We start from the raw sequence: 16,383 nt of genomic DNA, 5'->3' as shown, positions 1-16,383 counted from the left end.
GCTTCGGCTTGGACGCCCCGCCGTTGCGTGCGCCGGACAGTAAACTCGGAGCCTGCTTTGAAAACACAGGATTGCGAGAAAGAGAAGTCATGGCCGGACACAGCAAATGGGCAAACATTCAGCACCGGAAGGGCCGCCAGGACGAGAAGCGCGGCAAGCTCTGGACGCGCGCCATTCGCGAAATCACAGTGGCGGCCCGCACTGGCGGCGGCGACCTCAGTGCTAACCCTCGGTTGCGGCTGGCGGTTGAAAAAGCAAAGGCCGTCAACCTGCCGATCGACACCGTCAAGCGCAACATCGACAAGGCGACCGGCAACCTCGAAGGCGTGAATTACGAAGAAATTCGTTACGAGGGGTACGGAATTGGCGGCGCGGCGATCATCGTCGACACCATGACCGACAACCGCGTGCGCACCGTGGCCGAAGTGCGCCACGCGTTTTCCAAGCACGGCGGCAACATGGGCACCGAAGGCTCGGTGGCCTTTCAATTCAAGCACTGCGGCCAGATCATCTTTGCGCCCGGCACCGATGAAGACAAGGTGATGGAGCTCGCGCTCGAAGCCGGCGCCGAAGACGTGGTGACCGACGATGACGGCGCCATCGAGGTGCTCACCGCCGTCGGCGACTTTGAAGCCGTGAAGAACGCGCTGGAGGCCGCCGGCCTGAAGCCGGAGGTGGCCGAGGTCACCATGCGGCCTGAAAACACCGTCGAAATAACCGGCGAAGACGCGGCCAAGATGCAAAAGCTGCTCGATGTGCTCGAAGACCTGGACGATGTCCAGGAGGTCTATCACAACGCGGCGCTTTCCGAATGAACGACATACAGCGAATGAAGGCCTGCGAATGAAGGTACTGGTAATTGGAGGAGGGGGCCGCGAACACGCCTTGGCGTGGCGCCTGGCGCAGGCCAACCGGGTCAGCCGCGTGTACGTGGCGCCGGGCAATGGCGGCACCGTGAGCGACGAGCGCTACGACTGCATCGACATCACCGAGCCCGCCGCACTGCGCGAATGGGCCATGAAGGAAAAGATCGCGCTCACCGTGGTCGGCCCCGAGGCGCCGCTGGCCGCTGGCGTCGTCGATGAATTCCGCGCGCACGGCCTGCGCATCTTCGGCCCCACGCAGGCCGCCGCGCAACTCGAAAGCTCCAAGGCGTTTTCGAAGGCGTTCATGAAGCGCCACAAGATCCCGACGGCCGAGTACGAGGCCTTTACCGATGCGGCCGCGGCCCACGCGTACATCGATGCCAAGGGCGCGCCCATCGTCGTCAAGGCCGACGGCCTGGCGGCCGGCAAGGGCGTGGTGGTGGCCATGACCGCGCAGGAAGCCCACGAGGCGGTTGACTTCATGCTGGTCGACAACAAATTCGGCGTGTCGCACAACGACGGCGGCGCGCGTGTCGTCATCGAAGAATTCTTGCAGGGCGAGGAAGCCAGCTTCATCGTGCTGTGCGACGGCAAGAACGTGACCGCGCTGGCCACCAGCCAGGACCACAAGCGCCTGCTCGACAACGATGAAGGCCCCAACACCGGCGGCATGGGCGCCTATTCGCCCGCGCCGGTGGTCACGGCCGAGGTGCACGCGCGTGCCATGCGCGAAATCATCCTGCCGACGATTCGCGGCATGGAAAAAGACGGCATTCCGTACACCGGTTTTCTCTATGCCGGTCTCATGATCGATCCGTCGGGCCACCCCAAGACACTCGAGTTCAACTGCCGCATGGGCGACCCCGAGACGCAGCCGATCATGATGCGGCTCAAGTCTGACCTGTTCGAAGTGTTCTGGCACGCGACCGACGGCACGCTCGACCAAGTCGAGCTGCAATGGGACCGGCGCGTGGCGCTGGGTGTGGTGATGGCGGCGCACGGCTACCCGCTGTCGCCGCGCAAGGGCGACCGCATCACGGGCATTCCGGCCGAGGCGCCCGATGCCGTGGTGTTCCATGCCGGCACCACGCAGCAAGACGGCGAACTGAAGACCAGCGGTGGCCGCGTGCTTTGCGTGACCGTATTGGCGGACAGCGTGAAGCTCGCGCAGCAGCGGGCTTATGAAGTGGCGGCGCGCATCAACTTCGATGGCGCGCAGTACCGCAAGGACATCGGGTACCGCGCGGTTCACGCGCGCAACAACCCGCAGGCTTGATGCAGCAGACCAATCCGGCGGCGGTCGGCGACTACCTGCAGAGGCTCCAGCAGCAGATCGTCGAGGCAGTAGAAGCGGCGGACGGCGGCGCTTGCACGCGCGATGCCTGGCAAAAAGAACCCGGAGAAAGCCTGCAGGGCCACGGCCTTACCTGCATCCTCGAAGGCGGAGAGCTGTTCGAGCGCGCGGGCTGCGGTTTTTCGCAGGTGCGCGGGCCCAGGCTGCCGCCTTCGGCCACGCAGAACCGGCCTGAACTCGCTGGCGCGCCTTTCGAAGCCATGGGCGTTTCGCTGGTGTTCCACCCCCGCAATCCTTACGTGCCCATCGTTCACATGAACGTGCGCATGCTGGCCGCGTTGCCTGAGGGCAAGGACCCGGTGTGCTGGTTCGGCGGCGGCATGGACCTGACGCCTTGCTACGGCTTCGAGGAAGACGCGGTGCACTTTCACACCGCGTGCCGAGATTCGCTCGCTGCCTTCGGCGACGACAAATACCCGCGCTTCAAGACGTGGTGCGACGAGTATTTCTTTCTGAAGCACCGCAATGAGCAGCGCGGCATCGGCGGCATCTTTTTCGATGACTTTGCCGAGGGCGGCTTCGACAACGGCTTTGCGATGCTGCGTTCCGTGGGTGACGCTTTTCTGCCCGCCTACATGCCCATCGTAGAGCGCCGCCGCGGCATGCCGTGGGGCGAGCGCGAACGGGCGTTTCAGCTGTACCGGCGCGGGCGGTACGTCGAGTTCAACCTGGTGTGGGACCGCGGTACGCATTTCGGGCTTCAATCGGGCGGGCGCACCGAATCGATTCTTCTGTCGATGCCGCCGCTCGCAAGCTGGGCCTATCGCCAGCAACCCGAACCGGGCAGCCCCGAAGCCGCGCTGTACAGCGACTTCATCGTGCGGCGCGACTGGTTGTGAGTTCCTCCGGCGCTCCGCGCATCGGCGTTTTCGGCGGGGCATTCGATCCGCCTCACAACGCCCACGTGGCGTTGGCCGAAGCAGCGCTTTCACAGCTCGGCCTGGCCGAGCTGCACGTCATTCCCACCGGCCAGGCCTGGCACAAGAGCCGTACTCTTACGCAGGCGCAAGACCGCCTTGCGATGGCGCGGCTGGCTTTCTCGGGGCTTGCGGGCAGGGTGGTGGTCGACAGCCGCGAAGTGTTGCGCGACGGCCCCACCTACACCCTCGATACCCTGCATGAGTTGCGGAATGAACAACCCGGTGCGCAGCTGGTCTTGATCATGGGCGCCGACCAGGCCACCGCCTTGCCCACATGGCATGGCTGGCAGGCTATACTCGGCATTGCTATTGTTTCTGTAGCGTATCGCGCACTATCGACGGGCGGCATTGCTCGTTTTGATCCGAAAATGCTGCCCGGCCTTCCGGCTGGCGCACATTTCGAAGCGCTCGAATTACCGGCCATGGACACCAGCGCCACCGAAATCCGGCGGCGCGCGGCGCTTGGCGAGGACATTTCCTCGCTGGTTCCGTCCGCCGTTGCACGCTATATTGACCAACACCACCTTTACCGCCCTGCCTGATGACCACTGAAGCCGCCGCCAAGAAAGACACCCAGAAACTCCAGCGAGCCATCATCGATGGACTCGAAGACGTCAAGGCGCAGGACATTCAGGTTTTCGACACAGAGCATCTTTCGCCGCTGTTCGAGCGCGTGATCGTTGCCTCGGGCACCTCCAACCGCCAGACCAAGGCGCTGGCCGCGAGTGTTCGCGACGCGGTGCGCGAAGCCGGCTTCGGCAAGCCGCGCATCGAGGGCGAGGACAACGGCGAGTGGATCATCGTGGACTGCGGCGCGGCCGTGGCGCACATCATGCAGCCCGCCATCCGCCAGTACTACCACCTCGAAGAGATCTGGGGCGACAAGCCCGTGCGCGCCAAGCTCGGCGGCACCAAGCCGGCCCTTGCAACCGCCGCCAAGGTGATCGAGGAGAAGAAGCCCGTCGCCGCCAAGATGCCCAACCTGCGCCGCACAAGCGCGGCCAAGACCGCCATCCGCGCGGCCGAGCAGGAAGCCAAGGCCGAGAAGGCCAGCCGGAGCCCGGCGAAGAAAACCGCCGCCAAGAAGGCGCCTGCCAAGAAGACCACGACCGCGCGCGTGCCGGTCAAGGTTGTCGGCAAGCCCGCCGCGAAGAAGCCCGCGGCAAAGAAGGCGCCTGCCAAGAAGGCGCCAGCGCGCCGCGCATGAAGCTCCTGGTGGTCGCCGTCGGGCAGCGCATGCCCGACTGGGCTCAGACTGCCTGGGACGACTACGCCAAGCGCTTCCCGCCGGAACTCAAGCTCGAGCTGCGCGCGGTCAAGACCGAACCCCGCGGCTCCAAGTCGCTCGAAACGCTTTACGCGGCCGAACGCGAGCGCATCGAAGGCGCCATTGCCAGGGGCATGCGCATCGTGGTGCTCGACGAGCGCGGCACCGCGCTTACTACCAAGGCACTGGCCGCGCGCCTGCAGAGCTGGCAAGGCGAGGGCGATGATGTCGCGCTCGTCATTGGCGGACCGGACGGGCTCGACCCGGCTTTCAAGGCTGCGGCGCATGAACGCATTCGCTTGTCCGACCTGACCCTGCCGCACGCCATGGCGCGCGTGCTGCTGGTCGAGCAGCTCTACCGGGCCTGGTCCGTCAACGCGGGCCATCCGTACCACCGGGAATGACTCCAGACTTCATCTACCTCGCGTCGCAGAGCCCGCGCCGGGCCCAACTGCTGGGCCAGCTTGGCGTTCGCCACGAACTGCTGCTTGCCGGCCCTGAAGAAGACGCCGAATCGCTCGAAGCGGCGTTGCCCAACGAATCGCCCACTGCCTATGTGCAGCGCGTCACGGCGCTCAAGCTCGATGCCGCCGTTGCGCGGCGCAAGCGCCTCGGCTTGGCCGATGCGCCGGTGCTCTGCGCCGACACCACGGTCGCGCTGGGCCGCACGATCCTCGGCAAGCCCGAAGACGCGCGCGATGCCGAGCGCATGCTCGCGCTGCTTTCGGGTGCCACGCACCGCGTGCTGACGGCCGTCGCGCTGCAGCATGGCCGCCGTCGCCACGCCGCGCTCAGTGTGTCGCGTGTGCGCTTCGCGGCAATCAGCAAGAAGCAGATCGCGCGCTATGCCGCAAGCGGCGAGCCGCTCGGCAAGGCCGGGGCCTATGCAATCCAGGGCGCGGCGGCTGCGTTCATCGAGCACATCAGCGGGTCCTATTCGGGCATCATGGGACTCCCGATGTTCGAGACCGCGCAGCTTCTTCGCAGCGCCGGTTTCAATACCTGAGAACTCCATGCAAGACATCCTGATCAACTGGTCCCCGCAAGAGACCCGTGTGGCGCTGGTCGAGCACGGCGCGGTGCAAGAGCTGCACGTCGAGCGCACGCTGGAGCGCGGGCTGGTCGGCAACATCTACCTGGGCAAGGTCTCGCGCGTGCTGCCGGGCATGCAGTCGGCCTTCATCGACATCGGCCTTGAGCGCACGGCCTTCCTGCACGTGGCCGATATCGTGGCACCGTTCACGCCGGGCTCGAGGCCGAGCGCACCCGCGCCCGACCGTGACCACCGCAACGGCGGACCGATGGTGCCCATCGAGAAGCAGGTGTTCGAGGGCCAGTCGCTCCTGGTGCAGGTGATCAAGGACCCGATCGGCACCAAGGGCGCGCGGCTGTCGACGCAGATCAGCATTGCGGGCCGGCTGCTGGTGTTCTTGCCGCAAGACAACCACATCGGCGTTTCGCAGAAGATCCCTGCAGACCAGCGCGAATCGTTGCGCACCCGCATGCTGGCGCTGATCGAGGCCGCCGCGGCGGCCGACAGCGGTGGCGTGGTGCCGGCCAACACAGGTGGCTTCATCCTGCGCACCAACGGCGAAGACTCGTCCGACGCCGAACTGGCCGAAGACATTGCCTACCTTCGCAAGACCTGGTCGCGCATTCGCGAAGCGTCGGGCAAGGTGCCGGCCATGTCGCTGCTGCACCAGGACCTGAGCCTGCTGCAGCGCGTGCTGCGCGACATGACCAGCGAAGACACGCAGACCATCCGCATCGATTCGCGCGAGCAGTTCGAGGTGCTGCTGAAGTTCGGGCTCGAATACATGCCGCAGGCGGCCGGCAAGCTTCAGCACTACAAGGGCGAGCGGCCGATCTTCGACCTGTATTCGGTCGACGAGGAAATTGCCAAGGCGCTGGGGCGGCGGGTCGATCTCAAGTCGGGCGGCTACCTGGTGGTCGACCAGACCGAAGCGCTCACCACGGTGGACGTGAACACGGGCGGCTTTGTGGGCGCACGCAATTTCGACGACACCATTTTCAAGACCAACCTCGAGGCGGCGCAGGCGATTGCGCGGCAACTGCGGCTGCGCAACCTCGGCGGAATCATCATCGTCGACTTCATCGACATGGGGCGCGACGACCATCGCGAGCAGGTGCTGGCGGAGTTTCGCAAGCAGCTTGCGCGCGACCGCGTCAAGACCACTGCGGGTGGCTTTTCGCAGCTCGGGCTGGTCGAGATGACGCGAAAGCGCACGCGCGAGTCGCTGGCGCACATGCTGTGCGAGCCCTGCGCGGCATGCGGCGGGCAGGGCATCGTGAAGACGGCGCGCAGCGTGGCCTACGACGTGATGCGCGAGATATTGCGCGAGGCGCGGCAGTTCACGCCGCGCGAATTCCGCATCGTCTCGTCGCCACAGGTGATCGAACTCTTTCTCGACGAAGAAAGCCAGCACCTGGCGGGCCTGAGCGACTTCATCGGCAAGCCCATTTCATTGCAGGCCGAGCCCGCCATCGGGCAAGGGCAATACGACATCGTATTGCTCTGACCCCAAGGGCCGGGTTCAGAGCGTCGGGTCTTGTCCCGGCGTTGCGCTGCGCACGGCAAGCGTCTGCAGGCGCGCATAGAGCCCGTCGAGCGCCATCAGCTGTTCATGGCTGCCTTGCTCGGCGATGCGGCCTTTTTCCATGACGATGATGCGGTCGGCGTGCTGGATGGTGGAGAGCCGGTGCGCCACGATCAGCGTGGTGCGGTTCTGCATCAGCCGCTGCAAGGCGTCTTGCACCAGCCGCTCCGACTCGGTGTCGAGCGCGGAGGTGGCTTCGTCGAGCAGCAGGATGGGCGCGTTCTTGTAGAGCGCGCGCGCAATGGCCAGGCGCTGCCGCTGGCCGCCCGACAGCTGCGTGGCGTTGTGGCCGAGCACGGTGTCGATGCCCTGCGGCAGACTCTCCACATGGCTGGCCAGGTTCGCCGCCTCTATGCACTGCTGCACCCGGTCGCGATCGATTTCGGAACCCAGCGCCACGTTGGCGGCCAGCGTGTCGTTGAGCATCACCACGTCCTGGCTCACCATGGCGAACTGCGCGCGCAGGCTCTTCAGTTCCCATTCCGCGGTGTCGTGCCCGTCGAGCAGCACCTGGCCGCCGCTCGGCAGCACGAAGCGCGGCAACAGGTTGACCAGCGTGGTCTTGCCCGAGCCCGAGGGACCGACGAAAGCCACCACCTGGCCCGGCTCGATGGCAAGACTCACGCCGTCGAGCGCACGGGCTTCGTCTTCGCCCCGGTAGCTGACCACCGCATTACGCAGCTCGATGCGGCCTTGCGCTCGTTCGATGCCGAAGCTGCCTTGCGGCTCGGGGGACACGTCGTCGATCAGCACCAGGCCGCGCTCGAGCGCGGCCAGGCCGCGGGTGATGGGCGCGGCCATGTCCGCCAGGCGGCGAATGGGCGCAATCAGCATCAGCATGGCGGTGATGTAGGCGACAAAACCGCCCACCGTGAGACCTTGCTCGCCGCTTTGCCACAGCGCGATCATCACCACCACCGACAGCGCAAGCGACGCCATCATCTGCGTGAGTGGCGTGGTGGCTGCCTGCGCAATGGTCGACTTCACGGCCAGCCGGTTCAGGCGCTGGCTCAGTTGCTCGAAGCGTTCGCCTTGGGCTTCTTCGGCGCCGTGCAGCCGCACCATGCGGTGCGCGAGCACGTTTTCTTCCACCACGTAAGCCAACTCGTCGGTGGCTTGCTGGCCTTGCTGCGTCAGGCGATAGAGGCGCTTGGAGAACACCTTCATGATCCAGGAGATGCTCGGCACCAGGAAGGCGACGATGAGCGTGAGCTTCCAGTTCAGGTAGACCAGGTAGGCGAGCAGCGCAACCAGCGTGAAGCCGTCCCGCGAAAGCCCGAGGAGCGCCTGCACCAGCAACATGGAGCCGGTCTGCACCTCATACACCACCGTGTTGGAAAGTGCGCTGGCCGACTGCCGCGAAAACAAGGCCAGCTCGGCCCCGAGCAGCCGCTGGAACAGCACGCGCCGCAGCCGCTGCATGCCTTCGTTGGCAATGCGCGAAAGCGCATATTGAGAAATGAACTGCGCAATGCCGCGCACCGCGAACAGCAGCAGCACGGCAGCGGGCACGATCCACAGCGCCAGTTGGCCGCGGTTGAATCCGCGGTCGAGCAGCGGCTTGAGCAGGGCCGCCATCAAGGGCTCGGTAATGGCCGCCATCAGGGCGCCGACGATCCCCACGGCCCACCAATGGCGTGAGCCACCGAACCAGGTCATGAGGCGCGCCAGCCGGCGAATCAGGGGAGGGCGTGCGGTCTCACTGCCGGGGGATGCTTGCATGGCGGCGAATTCTACGGGGCGCCCAAACAGGCCTTCAGCGAGGTGTCATGTAGGACCGCGCCGCCCAATACACGTTTTGTGACGGCACCACCAAACCAGTGTGTAACATGTGGCCCGTCGCATCGGGTAGAACTTTTTTCCCCGAAACATCTCCGAACCGCATGAACAAGCCGTTGCCAGTTTCCATTCCAACTCCTTCTTCATCGTTTTTTGCACGCCGCAGCCTCGTCGCGGCTCTTGCTGCAACTCCCATGGTGCCTGCGCTCGCCCAGTTCCGGGTCGAGGTGTCGGGCGTCGGGCTGACGCAGTTGCCCATCGCGCTGGTTCCGTTCAAGGGCCAGGACGCCTCGCCCCAGAAAATTTCCGAGATCGTGCAGGCCGACCTCGAGCGCAGCGGCCAGTTCCGCGGCGTCGATGCTTCCGGCCAGGCGCTCGACGAGGCCTCGCGCCCCGACCTCGCGCTGTGGCGCCAGCGCACCGCAGATTCGCTGGTGGTCGGTAGCGTCACGCGGTTGGGCGACGGCCGCTTCGACGTGCGCTTTCGCCTGTGGGACGTGGTGCGCGGACAAGATCTCGGCGGCCAGAGTTACACCGTTCCGCAGGGCGACCTGCGGCTCGCGTCGCACCGCATTGCAGACTATGTCTATGAAAAGCTGACCGGCGACAAGGGCATCTTCTCGACCCGCATCGCCTACGTGACCAAGGGCGGGAGCCGCTACTCGCTGTGGGTGGCTGATGCCGATGGCGAAAACGCGCAGGCCGCGCTCGCGAGCCCGGAACCCATCATTTCGCCCGTGTGGTCGTCCAACGGCCAGCAACTCGCGTATGTGTCCTTCGAGTCGCGCAAGCCCGTGGTGTACGTGCACAACGTGGCCAGCGGCCAGCGCCGCCTGCTTGCGAACTTCCGCGGCTCCAACAGCGCGCCGGCGTGGGCACCCGACGGCAACTCACTGGCCGTGACGCTCAGCCGTGACGGCGGCTCGCAGCTCTACACCATCGCGGCCAGCGGCGGTGAGCCGCGCCGCCTGACCCAGAGCGCCAGCATCGACACCGAGCCGGTCTACTCGGCCGACGGCAGCACGATCTATTTCGTGAGCGACCGCGGCGGTGCTCCCCAGATCTACAAGATGAGCGCCGGCGGCGGCGCGCCGACCCGTGTCACGTTCAGTGGCACCTACAACATTTCTCCTTCTGTCAGCGGCGATGGCCGGTGGTTGGCCTACATCTCCCGCGTTGGCGGTGCGTTCAAACTCCATGTGATGGAGTTGGCAACCGGCAATGTCTCGGCCATCACCGACACCTCGGCAGACGAGAGCCCAAGTTTTGCCCCCAATAGCAAGCTGATCGTCTACGCAACGCACCTGCAAGGCCGCGAAGCGCTCATGACGACCACGCTGGACGGAAAAATCAAGGCACGGCTGGCGGGGCAGGCGGGAGACATTAGAGAACCGGACTGGGGTCCGTTTCAAAAGCAATGACCAAGGTTTATTTGAGGAGTACCCAATGTTGAAACGTACGATTTATTCGCTGGCCATCGTGGCTCTGATTGCTGGCTGCTCGTCGGGCACCAAGCTCAACGACACCCCGGTGACCGACCGCTCCGGAACCGCCGGCGGCCAGCAGGGCAGCGCCAGCGGGGTCGCGCCCGTCACCATCGACCCCAATGCCGGCACCGCGCAAGGGCCGGTCGGTATCGAACGGATCGTCTATTTCGACTACGACAGCTACACGGTCAAGCCCGAGTTCCAGTCCCTGATCGACGGCCATGCCCGTTTCCTCAAGGCCAACCCGCAGCGCCGTGTTTCCATCGAAGGCCACACCGACGAACGTGGCGGCCGCGAGTACAACCTTGCGCTGGGCCAGAAGCGTTCCGAAGCCGTCCGCCGCGCGCTGACGCTGCTGGGTGTGAACGACGCCCAGATCGAAGCCGTGAGCTTCGGCAAGGAAAAGCCGGCGGCTCAAGGCTCGAGCGAAGACGTCTGGGCTCAGAACCGCCGCGCAGAACTCCGCTACACCCGGTGATGCAACACGCTCTATTGCGAGGCGCGGCACTGGCTGCCGCCTTGCTCTGCGTTTCGGCAGGCTCGCAAGCCGCGTTGTTCGAGGATGACGAGGCGCGCCGCGCCATCCTCGACCTGCGGCAGCGGGTCGAAGCCATGCGCCAGCAGGCCGACCAGCGGCTGACCGACGAAAACGGCCAGCTGCGCCGCAGCCTGCTCGACCTGCAGAACCAGATCGAGCAGATGCGGGGCGATCTTGCGCGCATGACAGGCCAGAACGAGCAGCTGCAGCGCACGCTGAGCGAAATGCAGTCCCGCCAGAGCACCATCGACGACCGGCTGAAGCAGAACGAACCCACAAAGGTTTCGGTGGACGGACGCGAGTTCACCGCCGACCCCAAGGAAAAAGCCGATTTCGACGCAGCGCTCGGCATCTTCCGTGCGGGCCAGTTCGCGCAGGCGCAAACCGCCTTCGCGGAGTTCGTCAAGCGCTACCCGCAAAGCGGCTACAACGCCTCTGCGTTGTTCTGGCTCGGAAATGCGCAGTACGCCACGCGCAACTACAACGAGGCCATTGCGAACTTCCGCTCCATGCTGTCGCTCGCGCCCGACCACGCCAAGGCTCCCGAGGCCGTGCTGTCGATCGCCAACTGCCAGATCGAGCTGAAGGACACGCGCGCCGCGCGTCGCACGCTGGAAGACCTGACCAAGGCCTATCCGCAATCCGAAGCCGCTCAGGCCGGCCGCGAGCGTCTCTCGCGCCTGCGTTGACGCCGGCGGAGCACTCCGCTTGAATGCAACCCTTCCGGAAGCATTGATCGCCGCCGCGGCTGTCGTCACCGACACCGCGGCGCCTGACTTTGCGCGCCGCTTCGGCGGCCTCGAGCGCCTCTATGGCGTGGCGGGTGCCGCGCGCATCCGCAACGCGCATGTGCTCGTCGTCGGCATCGGCGGCGTCGGCTCCTGGGCCGTCGAAGCTCTGGCGCGCAGCGGAGTGGGGCGGCTGACGCTGATCGACCTCGACCATGTCTCGGAGTCGAACATCAACCGCCAGATCCACGCGCTCGATTCGACCGTGGGGCAAGCCAAGGTCGAGGCCATGCGCGATCGCATTGCGCAGATCAACCCCGAGTGCAAGGTGTTCGCCATCGACGAATTCGTCGAACCCGGCAACTGGACGGCGCTGCTCGATGCGGCGCAGGCCGAGAACGGGCCCGCAACCGCCGTCATCGATGCATGCGACCAGGTGAAGGCCAAGCTCGCGATGGCGGCATGGGCACGCGCATCGCGCGCCGCCTTCGTCACCGTGGGTGCGGCCGGCGGCAAGCGGCAGGCGCACAAGGTCGACATCGACGACCTTTCGCTCGTCACGCACGACCCGCTGCTTGCCCAGCTGCGCCAGCGCCTGCGCAAGGAACACGGCGCACCGCGCGAAGGCCGCAAGATCGGCGTGGCCTGCGTTTTCAGCCGCGAAAGCGTTGCGCCGCCCGATGCCTCCTGCGCCATCGAAGGCGACGGTTCGCTCAACTGCCATGGCTATGGTTCGGTGGTGAGCGTGACGGCCACTTTCGGCCAATGTGCGGCAGGTTGGGTTCTCGACAAAATCGCGAGCAACGTCGCGCTATAATCTTTGGCTTTGCCGGATTCAACTCTGGCAAAGAAGCGAAAAAGAAAATGGTTCCGGGACGTTAGCTCAGTTGGTAGAGCAGCGGACTTTTAATCCGTTGGTCACTGGTTCGAATCCAGTACGTCCTACCACCCGAATCGCGTGAATATTGAAGCCTGCTGTCGAGAGATAGCAGGCTTTTTTGTTTGCCAAAAAAAAACAGCCCGCACGAGGGCGGGCTGGAAGGTGACCTGCTGGAGGAGGGAGGATCAGAGAGGATGCAGGCCACGGGGAGAAAGAGCCCCTACTGTGCCCGCCGAACCTGCACGCAACCTGACCGCACGCGTGCGTCAGTCCTCGTCTTCCCACTTGCCGATGACGGTGCCGAGCACGGTGAATTCCATGCGAATGGGCTCGTGCTTGGGGTTGAGCGGCAAGAGCCAGCGGCGACCGTCTTCTTCCTTGAAGACCTTGAAGGTGATTTCGTTGCTCGACTCGAGCTTGGCAATGATGCGCTCGCCGTCTTGGGGCGCTGTTCGCAATGTGTCGACGAAGATGATCGACTCCGCGGGGTAGCTCTTCATGCTGCCGCTCGGGGCGGTCATGCTGTCGCCGCGCACGCGCAGCGCATAGGTGTTGCCGGCGCTGTGATGCGCAACGCAGGGAATCCACCGCTCGGCCTCCAGCGGAGCCCGCCCGCCCTTGCTCCAGGAGGTGGCATCCGCCCATGCAATGAGCGGCACCGTGCCAGGGGTGCCTGGGCTGAACGAAGGGATGGGAGGCGGAGTGCGCGTAACCCGGTAGGGCCCAGGGGGTTCGTTGGCGTTGTCGCGGGCCGGACGCTGCTGCACTGTGTCCCATGGAGCCGGACCGTCGCCCGTGTCGAGCCAGTTGGGGTCGACCCGATAAGCCCGTGCCAAGGCGAGCAGGCCCATCGAGCGGCCGGTATCGCCGCGCTCGATTTTCGAAATGTTCGACTGCTTGACGCCCGAAGCGGCTTCAGCCTGCTTCTGGGTCATCTTCGCAAATTTGCGTGCTGCCAGTGCACGCGCTGCAATAGTCTCCATGGGCGCAGATTTAAGCGCAGGCGAATATTCAACTTGGACTCTAGAATAGTTGAAAGGGAGTATTTGCCATGAAACCACGCAAGTTGGTGCTGGCGCTGAAGGCTGCAAGGCCAACGCAAAAGCAGATCGAAAAACCGACGGGCGGCGCAAGGCCGCGTCGCCGCTGGGCTCACCGCGCGGGCTGAGCCATGCAAAGGCCATCGACACCGGGCCTTCGGCTCGACCGCGCGCTTTGCGCGCTATTGGCGTTGCTGTCTGCCATAGCGCTGTTCTATGGATTTCGCCTGCGCGACTACGGCATGGGCGGGCTGGCCATTTCGGGCCTGGTCGCCGCGGTGTGCGTCGGCCCTGCGCTTTTCGACGACTGCGCCTTCAGGCGGGCGCGTGCGGTTCGGGAGGCGATAAGGCGAGGGTCGAGCTGACGCGCACGCAGTCCTTGATGTGCTGCTCGCCCAGGGCCCTCAGGGCGGCATAGCCGAGCGCGGCCGAGACGATCTGCCCGGCAATCGGCACGTACTTGGCGGCCTGCTTGGCCGTGAGCTTCACGCCGGCATGCCGGGCCAGCTTGATCAGCAGGTCGCGCGTAACCAGCCGGCCCACCAGCAAGGCCCCGACGGTGGTCGCCGCCTTCTGGATGCGCTCGCGCTGGTGCGGCGCGAGCTTTTCGACCTGGGTGACCGAAAGGCCGAACTCGGCGCTGATTTGCGGCACGAGCCGCGAGAGCAGGGCGGCATCGGCCGCCCAGTCGACGCCGGGCACCGGAATGGCGCTGGCGGCAGCTGCCATCAGGGCCTTGCGGCCGATCAGCCGGCGGCTGCGGTGGACCGCGGCAATGAGCTTTTCGTCACCCCGGGCCAGTTCGATGGCGGACGGCATGGCGTATGTCTCCTTTGCAGGTTCAGGTCAGGCCGCCAGCGCCTCGAGCTGGTCCGACAGGGCCAGCCAGCGCTCTTCGAGGCGGCCAATTTCTTCGTTGAGGGCTTTCAGCCGCTTGCCTGCTTCGGCAATTTCGGCTGACGGCAGCGGCTGCGCCAGGCGGGCCTCGAGCGCGGTGCGTTCGGTGCCCGCCGCGGCCAGGCGCTCGTCGATCTGCGCAATTTCGCGCTTGATCGGCTTGGCCTGGTCGCTGCGTTGCTGGCGGCCCTGGGCGTCTTGCTTGCGCTGCTGCGGGTTCTTGGCGGCGACCGCGGATTCGCTCTCTGCGGCAACCGGCACGGGCGCGGCCACGGCGGGGGCAGCGGCGCTTGCAGCCTCGCGCACGGCCACCTTGGCCTCTTCGCGCAGCCGCTTGGCTTCGTCGAGCAGGTAGCGCTGGTAGTCGTCGAGGTCGCCGTCGAAATCGGTGACCACGCCGCGGCCCACGAGCCAGAATTCGTCGCATACCGAGCGCAGCAGCGCACGGTCGTGGCTCACGAGCATCAGCGTGCCTTCGAACTCGTTCAGGGCCACGGCCAGGGCCTCGCGGGTGGCAAGGTCCAGGTGGTTGGTGGGTTCGTCCAGCAGCAGCAGGTTGGGGCGCTGCCACACCATCATCGCGAGCACCAGGCGCGCTTTTTCGCCGCCGCTCATGGTGCCGACAGGCTGCTTCACCATGTCGCCGCTGAAATTGAAGCTGCCCAGGAAGCCGCGCAGGGCCTGCTCGCCGGTGGCTTCTTTCACGCTGCTGCCGAGCTCGCGCGCCATGCGCACCATGTGTTCCAGCGGCGTGTCCTGCGGGCGCAGCACGTCGAGTTCCTGCTGCGCAAAGTAGCCGATGTTCAGGCCCTTGCCTTCGGTCACCTGGCCGGCCAGCGCGCCCATTTCGCGCGCAATGGTCTTCACCAGGGTCGACTTGCCCTGGCCGTTGGCGCCCAGAATGCCGATACGCTGGCCCGCCAGCACCGAGCGGCTGACGCCGCGCAGAATGGTCTTGGGCTCTTCGCCTTCAATTTCATAGCCGAAGCTCGCATTGCTGATGGAGAGCATCGGGTTCGGAATGTTGCCCGGCTCCTTGAACTCGAAGGTGAAGTCGGCTTCGGCCAGCAGCGGTGCAACCCTTTCCATGCGCTCCAGTGCCTTGACGCGGCTTTGCGCCTGCTTGGCCTTGCTGGCCTTGGCCTTGAAGCGGTCGATGAACTTCTGCAGGTGGGCGATCTTGTCCTGCTGCTTGCTGAAGGCGACTTGCTGCTGCTCCATCTGCAGCGCGCGCATGTCCTCGAACTTGCTGTAGTTGCCGCCGTAGCGCGTGAGCTGGGCGTTGGCAATGTGCAGGGTCACGTCGGTCACGGCATCGAGAAACTCGCGGTCGTGGCTGATGACGATCATGGTGCCGGCGTACTTCTGCAGCCAGGCTTCGAGCCAGACGAGGGCGTCCAGGTCCAGGTGGTTGGTGGGTTCGTCGAGCAGAAGCAGGTCGCTTGGGCACATGAGCGCGCGGGCCAGCTGCAGGCGCATGCGCCAGCCGCCTGAAAAGCTGTTCACCGGCTCGTCGAGCTCGTGCGACTTGAAGCCCAGGCCAAGAATCAGCGCCTGTGCGCGCGGCACCGCGTCGTGCTCGCCGGCGTCGGCCAGGTCGGTGTAGGCGTGGGCCAGCTCCATGCCGATGTCGCCGTCGTCGGGGTTGGCTTCGTATGCGGCCTCGATGGCGGCCAGTTTTTCACGCAGTTCGGTCAGGCGGGTGTCGCCGCCCACGACGAATTCGGTGGCCGATTCGTCGGTTTCGGGCATGTTTTGCGCCACCTGTGCCATGCGCCAGTGCTTGGGCACCGAAAAGTCGCCGCCGTCTTCGTGCAGCGTGCCGTTGAGCAGCGCAAACAGCGTCGACTTGCCCGCGCCGTTGCGGCCCACCAGGCCGACCTTTTCACCGGGGTTGAGGGTGACGGTGGCGCCGTCGAGCAGAACCTTGGCGCTGCGGCGAAGAATGACGTTTTTGAGAGTAATCATGAAATAGGAACCGTAGGGGCGATTATCCCGCCCAGCCCCGG

16 protein-coding genes and 1 tRNA gene are annotated in these 16,383 nt (G+C 65.5%); 13 read left to right on the top strand and 4 right to left on the bottom strand.

Annotated elements, in window-relative coordinates:
* Window positions 1-89 precede the first annotated feature (89 nt).
* The 8 genes from V9L21_RS13180 to rng are packed head-to-tail and all read left to right on the top strand — an operon-like array spanning window position 90 to window position 6,947.
* Entirely contained in the window at window positions 90-815 is a 726-nt protein-coding gene (locus V9L21_RS13180) for a YebC/PmpR family DNA-binding transcriptional regulator (RefSeq protein ID WP_126746025.1), read from the top strand.
* Window positions 816-843: 28 nt separating this feature from the next.
* The gene (purD, locus tag V9L21_RS13175) at window positions 844-2,142 is read left to right on the top strand and encodes a phosphoribosylamine--glycine ligase (RefSeq protein ID WP_126746024.1); all 1,299 of its coding nucleotides are present in this window, start codon (window positions 844-846) and stop codon (window positions 2,140-2,142) included.
* On the top strand, window positions 2,142-3,059 hold the full coding sequence (gene hemF / locus V9L21_RS13170; protein WP_337312474.1) for an oxygen-dependent coproporphyrinogen oxidase: 918 nt from the start codon (window positions 2,142-2,144) through the stop codon (window positions 3,057-3,059). The genes purD and hemF overlap by 1 nt, the downstream gene beginning before the upstream one ends.
* Complete coding sequence (gene nadD, locus V9L21_RS13165; RefSeq protein ID WP_337312472.1) at window positions 3,056-3,682, top strand: nicotinate (nicotinamide) nucleotide adenylyltransferase; 627 nt, start codon at window positions 3,056-3,058, stop codon at window positions 3,680-3,682. Before hemF ends, nadD begins: the two co-directional genes overlap by 4 nt.
* On the top strand, window positions 3,682-4,347 hold the full coding sequence (gene rsfS, locus V9L21_RS13160) for a ribosome silencing factor (protein ID WP_337312469.1): 666 nt from the start codon (window positions 3,682-3,684) through the stop codon (window positions 4,345-4,347). Before nadD ends, rsfS begins: the two co-directional genes overlap by 1 nt.
* The gene (gene rlmH, locus V9L21_RS13155; protein ID WP_081270496.1) at window positions 4,344-4,811 is read left to right on the top strand and encodes a 23S rRNA (pseudouridine(1915)-N(3))-methyltransferase RlmH; all 468 of its coding nucleotides are present in this window, start codon (window positions 4,344-4,346) and stop codon (window positions 4,809-4,811) included. Before rsfS ends, rlmH begins: the two co-directional genes overlap by 4 nt.
* Window positions 4,808-5,413 (top strand): Maf family protein, encoded by a 606-nt coding sequence (locus V9L21_RS13150; RefSeq protein ID WP_337312467.1) that lies wholly within the window; start codon window positions 4,808-4,810, stop codon window positions 5,411-5,413. Before rlmH ends, V9L21_RS13150 begins: the two co-directional genes overlap by 4 nt.
* A gap of 7 nt (window positions 5,414-5,420) precedes the next feature.
* On the top strand, window positions 5,421-6,947 hold the full coding sequence (gene rng / locus V9L21_RS13145; protein WP_157614057.1) for a ribonuclease G: 1,527 nt from the start codon (window positions 5,421-5,423) through the stop codon (window positions 6,945-6,947).
* A gap of 15 nt (window positions 6,948-6,962) precedes the next feature.
* Here rng and msbA read toward each other — a convergent pair whose 3' ends face one another.
* The gene (gene msbA / locus V9L21_RS13140; RefSeq protein ID WP_337312465.1) at window positions 6,963-8,747 is read right to left on the bottom strand and encodes a lipid A export permease/ATP-binding protein MsbA; all 1,785 of its coding nucleotides are present in this window, start codon (window positions 8,745-8,747) and stop codon (window positions 6,963-6,965) included.
* Window positions 8,748-8,998: 251 nt separating this feature from the next.
* On the opposite strand from msbA, the gene tolB reads away from it, so the two are divergent.
* From tolB to V9L21_RS13115, 5 genes are all read left to right on the top strand, one after another.
* Window positions 8,999-10,225: a Tol-Pal system beta propeller repeat protein TolB gene (gene tolB / locus V9L21_RS13135; protein WP_337312463.1), complete on the top strand. Its 1,227-nt coding sequence runs from the start codon at window positions 8,999-9,001 to the stop codon at window positions 10,223-10,225.
* A gap of 25 nt (window positions 10,226-10,250) precedes the next feature.
* Window positions 10,251-10,769: a peptidoglycan-associated lipoprotein Pal gene (gene pal / locus V9L21_RS13130; protein WP_337312461.1), complete on the top strand. Its 519-nt coding sequence runs from the start codon at window positions 10,251-10,253 to the stop codon at window positions 10,767-10,769.
* A complete protein-coding gene (gene ybgF, locus V9L21_RS13125) occupies window positions 10,769-11,518 on the top strand; it encodes a tol-pal system protein YbgF (protein WP_337312459.1) in 750 nt (249 codons plus the stop codon). Before pal ends, ybgF begins: the two co-directional genes overlap by 1 nt.
* Window positions 11,519-11,537: 19 nt before the next feature.
* The gene (locus tag V9L21_RS13120; RefSeq protein ID WP_443304802.1) at window positions 11,538-12,374 is read left to right on the top strand and encodes a tRNA threonylcarbamoyladenosine dehydratase; all 837 of its coding nucleotides are present in this window, start codon (window positions 11,538-11,540) and stop codon (window positions 12,372-12,374) included.
* A gap of 55 nt (window positions 12,375-12,429) precedes the next feature.
* Window positions 12,430-12,505: transfer RNA gene (locus V9L21_RS13115), tRNA-Lys, on the top strand.
* A gap of 198 nt (window positions 12,506-12,703) precedes the next feature.
* Here V9L21_RS13115 and V9L21_RS13110 read toward each other — a convergent pair.
* From V9L21_RS13110 to V9L21_RS13100, 3 genes are all read right to left on the bottom strand, one after another.
* A complete protein-coding gene (locus V9L21_RS13110; RefSeq protein WP_337312457.1) occupies window positions 12,704-13,420 on the bottom strand; it encodes a helix-turn-helix domain-containing protein in 717 nt (238 codons plus the stop codon).
* 372 nt (window positions 13,421-13,792) lie between these two features.
* Window positions 13,793-14,296, bottom strand: a complete 504-nt coding sequence (locus V9L21_RS13105; protein ID WP_157614029.1) for a hypothetical protein — start codon at window positions 14,294-14,296, stop codon at window positions 13,793-13,795.
* A gap of 27 nt (window positions 14,297-14,323) precedes the next feature.
* Window positions 14,324-16,342: an ABC-F family ATP-binding cassette domain-containing protein gene (locus tag V9L21_RS13100; protein WP_337312455.1), complete on the bottom strand. Its 2,019-nt coding sequence runs from the start codon at window positions 16,340-16,342 to the stop codon at window positions 14,324-14,326.
* Between the last annotated feature and the right edge of the window lie 41 nt (window positions 16,343-16,383).

Source organism: Variovorax sp. CCNWLW235, assembly GCF_037204085.1.
GTDB lineage: Bacteria > Pseudomonadota > Gammaproteobacteria > Burkholderiales > Burkholderiaceae_C > Variovorax.
This window is presented reverse-complemented; position numbering and strand designations above follow the sequence as displayed.

What these genes read in the sequence shown, in the direction of transcription:
- V9L21_RS13180 (WP_126746025.1), top strand. Translation starts at nt 90, where the DNA reads ATGGCCGGACACAGCAAATGGGCAAACATTCAGCACCGGAAGGGCCGC.
- purD (WP_126746024.1), top strand. Translation starts at nt 844, where the DNA reads ATGAAGGTACTGGTAATTGGAGGAGGGGGCCGCGAACACGCCTTGGCG.
- hemF (WP_337312474.1), top strand. Translation starts at nt 2,142, where the DNA reads ATGCAGCAGACCAATCCGGCGGCGGTCGGCGACTACCTGCAGAGGCTC.
- rsfS (WP_337312469.1), top strand. Translation starts at nt 3,682, where the DNA reads ATGACCACTGAAGCCGCCGCCAAGAAAGACACCCAGAAACTCCAGCGA.
- rlmH (WP_081270496.1), top strand. Translation starts at nt 4,344, where the DNA reads ATGAAGCTCCTGGTGGTCGCCGTCGGGCAGCGCATGCCCGACTGGGCT.
- V9L21_RS13150 (WP_337312467.1), top strand. Translation starts at nt 4,808, where the DNA reads ATGACTCCAGACTTCATCTACCTCGCGTCGCAGAGCCCGCGCCGGGCC.
- rng (WP_157614057.1), top strand. Translation starts at nt 5,421, where the DNA reads ATGCAAGACATCCTGATCAACTGGTCCCCGCAAGAGACCCGTGTGGCG.
- msbA (WP_337312465.1), bottom strand. Translation starts at nt 8,747, where the DNA reads ATGCAAGCATCCCCCGGCAGTGAGACCGCACGCCCTCCCCTGATTCGC.
- tolB (WP_337312463.1), top strand. Translation starts at nt 8,999, where the DNA reads ATGGTGCCTGCGCTCGCCCAGTTCCGGGTCGAGGTGTCGGGCGTCGGG.
- pal (WP_337312461.1), top strand. Translation starts at nt 10,251, where the DNA reads ATGTTGAAACGTACGATTTATTCGCTGGCCATCGTGGCTCTGATTGCT.
- ybgF (WP_337312459.1), top strand. Translation starts at nt 10,769, where the DNA reads ATGCAACACGCTCTATTGCGAGGCGCGGCACTGGCTGCCGCCTTGCTC.
- V9L21_RS13110 (WP_337312457.1), bottom strand. Translation starts at nt 13,420, where the DNA reads ATGGAGACTATTGCAGCGCGTGCACTGGCAGCACGCAAATTTGCGAAG.
- V9L21_RS13105 (WP_157614029.1), bottom strand. Translation starts at nt 14,296, where the DNA reads ATGCCGTCCGCCATCGAACTGGCCCGGGGTGACGAAAAGCTCATTGCC.
- V9L21_RS13100 (WP_337312455.1), bottom strand. Translation starts at nt 16,342, where the DNA reads ATGATTACTCTCAAAAACGTCATTCTTCGCCGCAGCGCCAAGGTTCTG.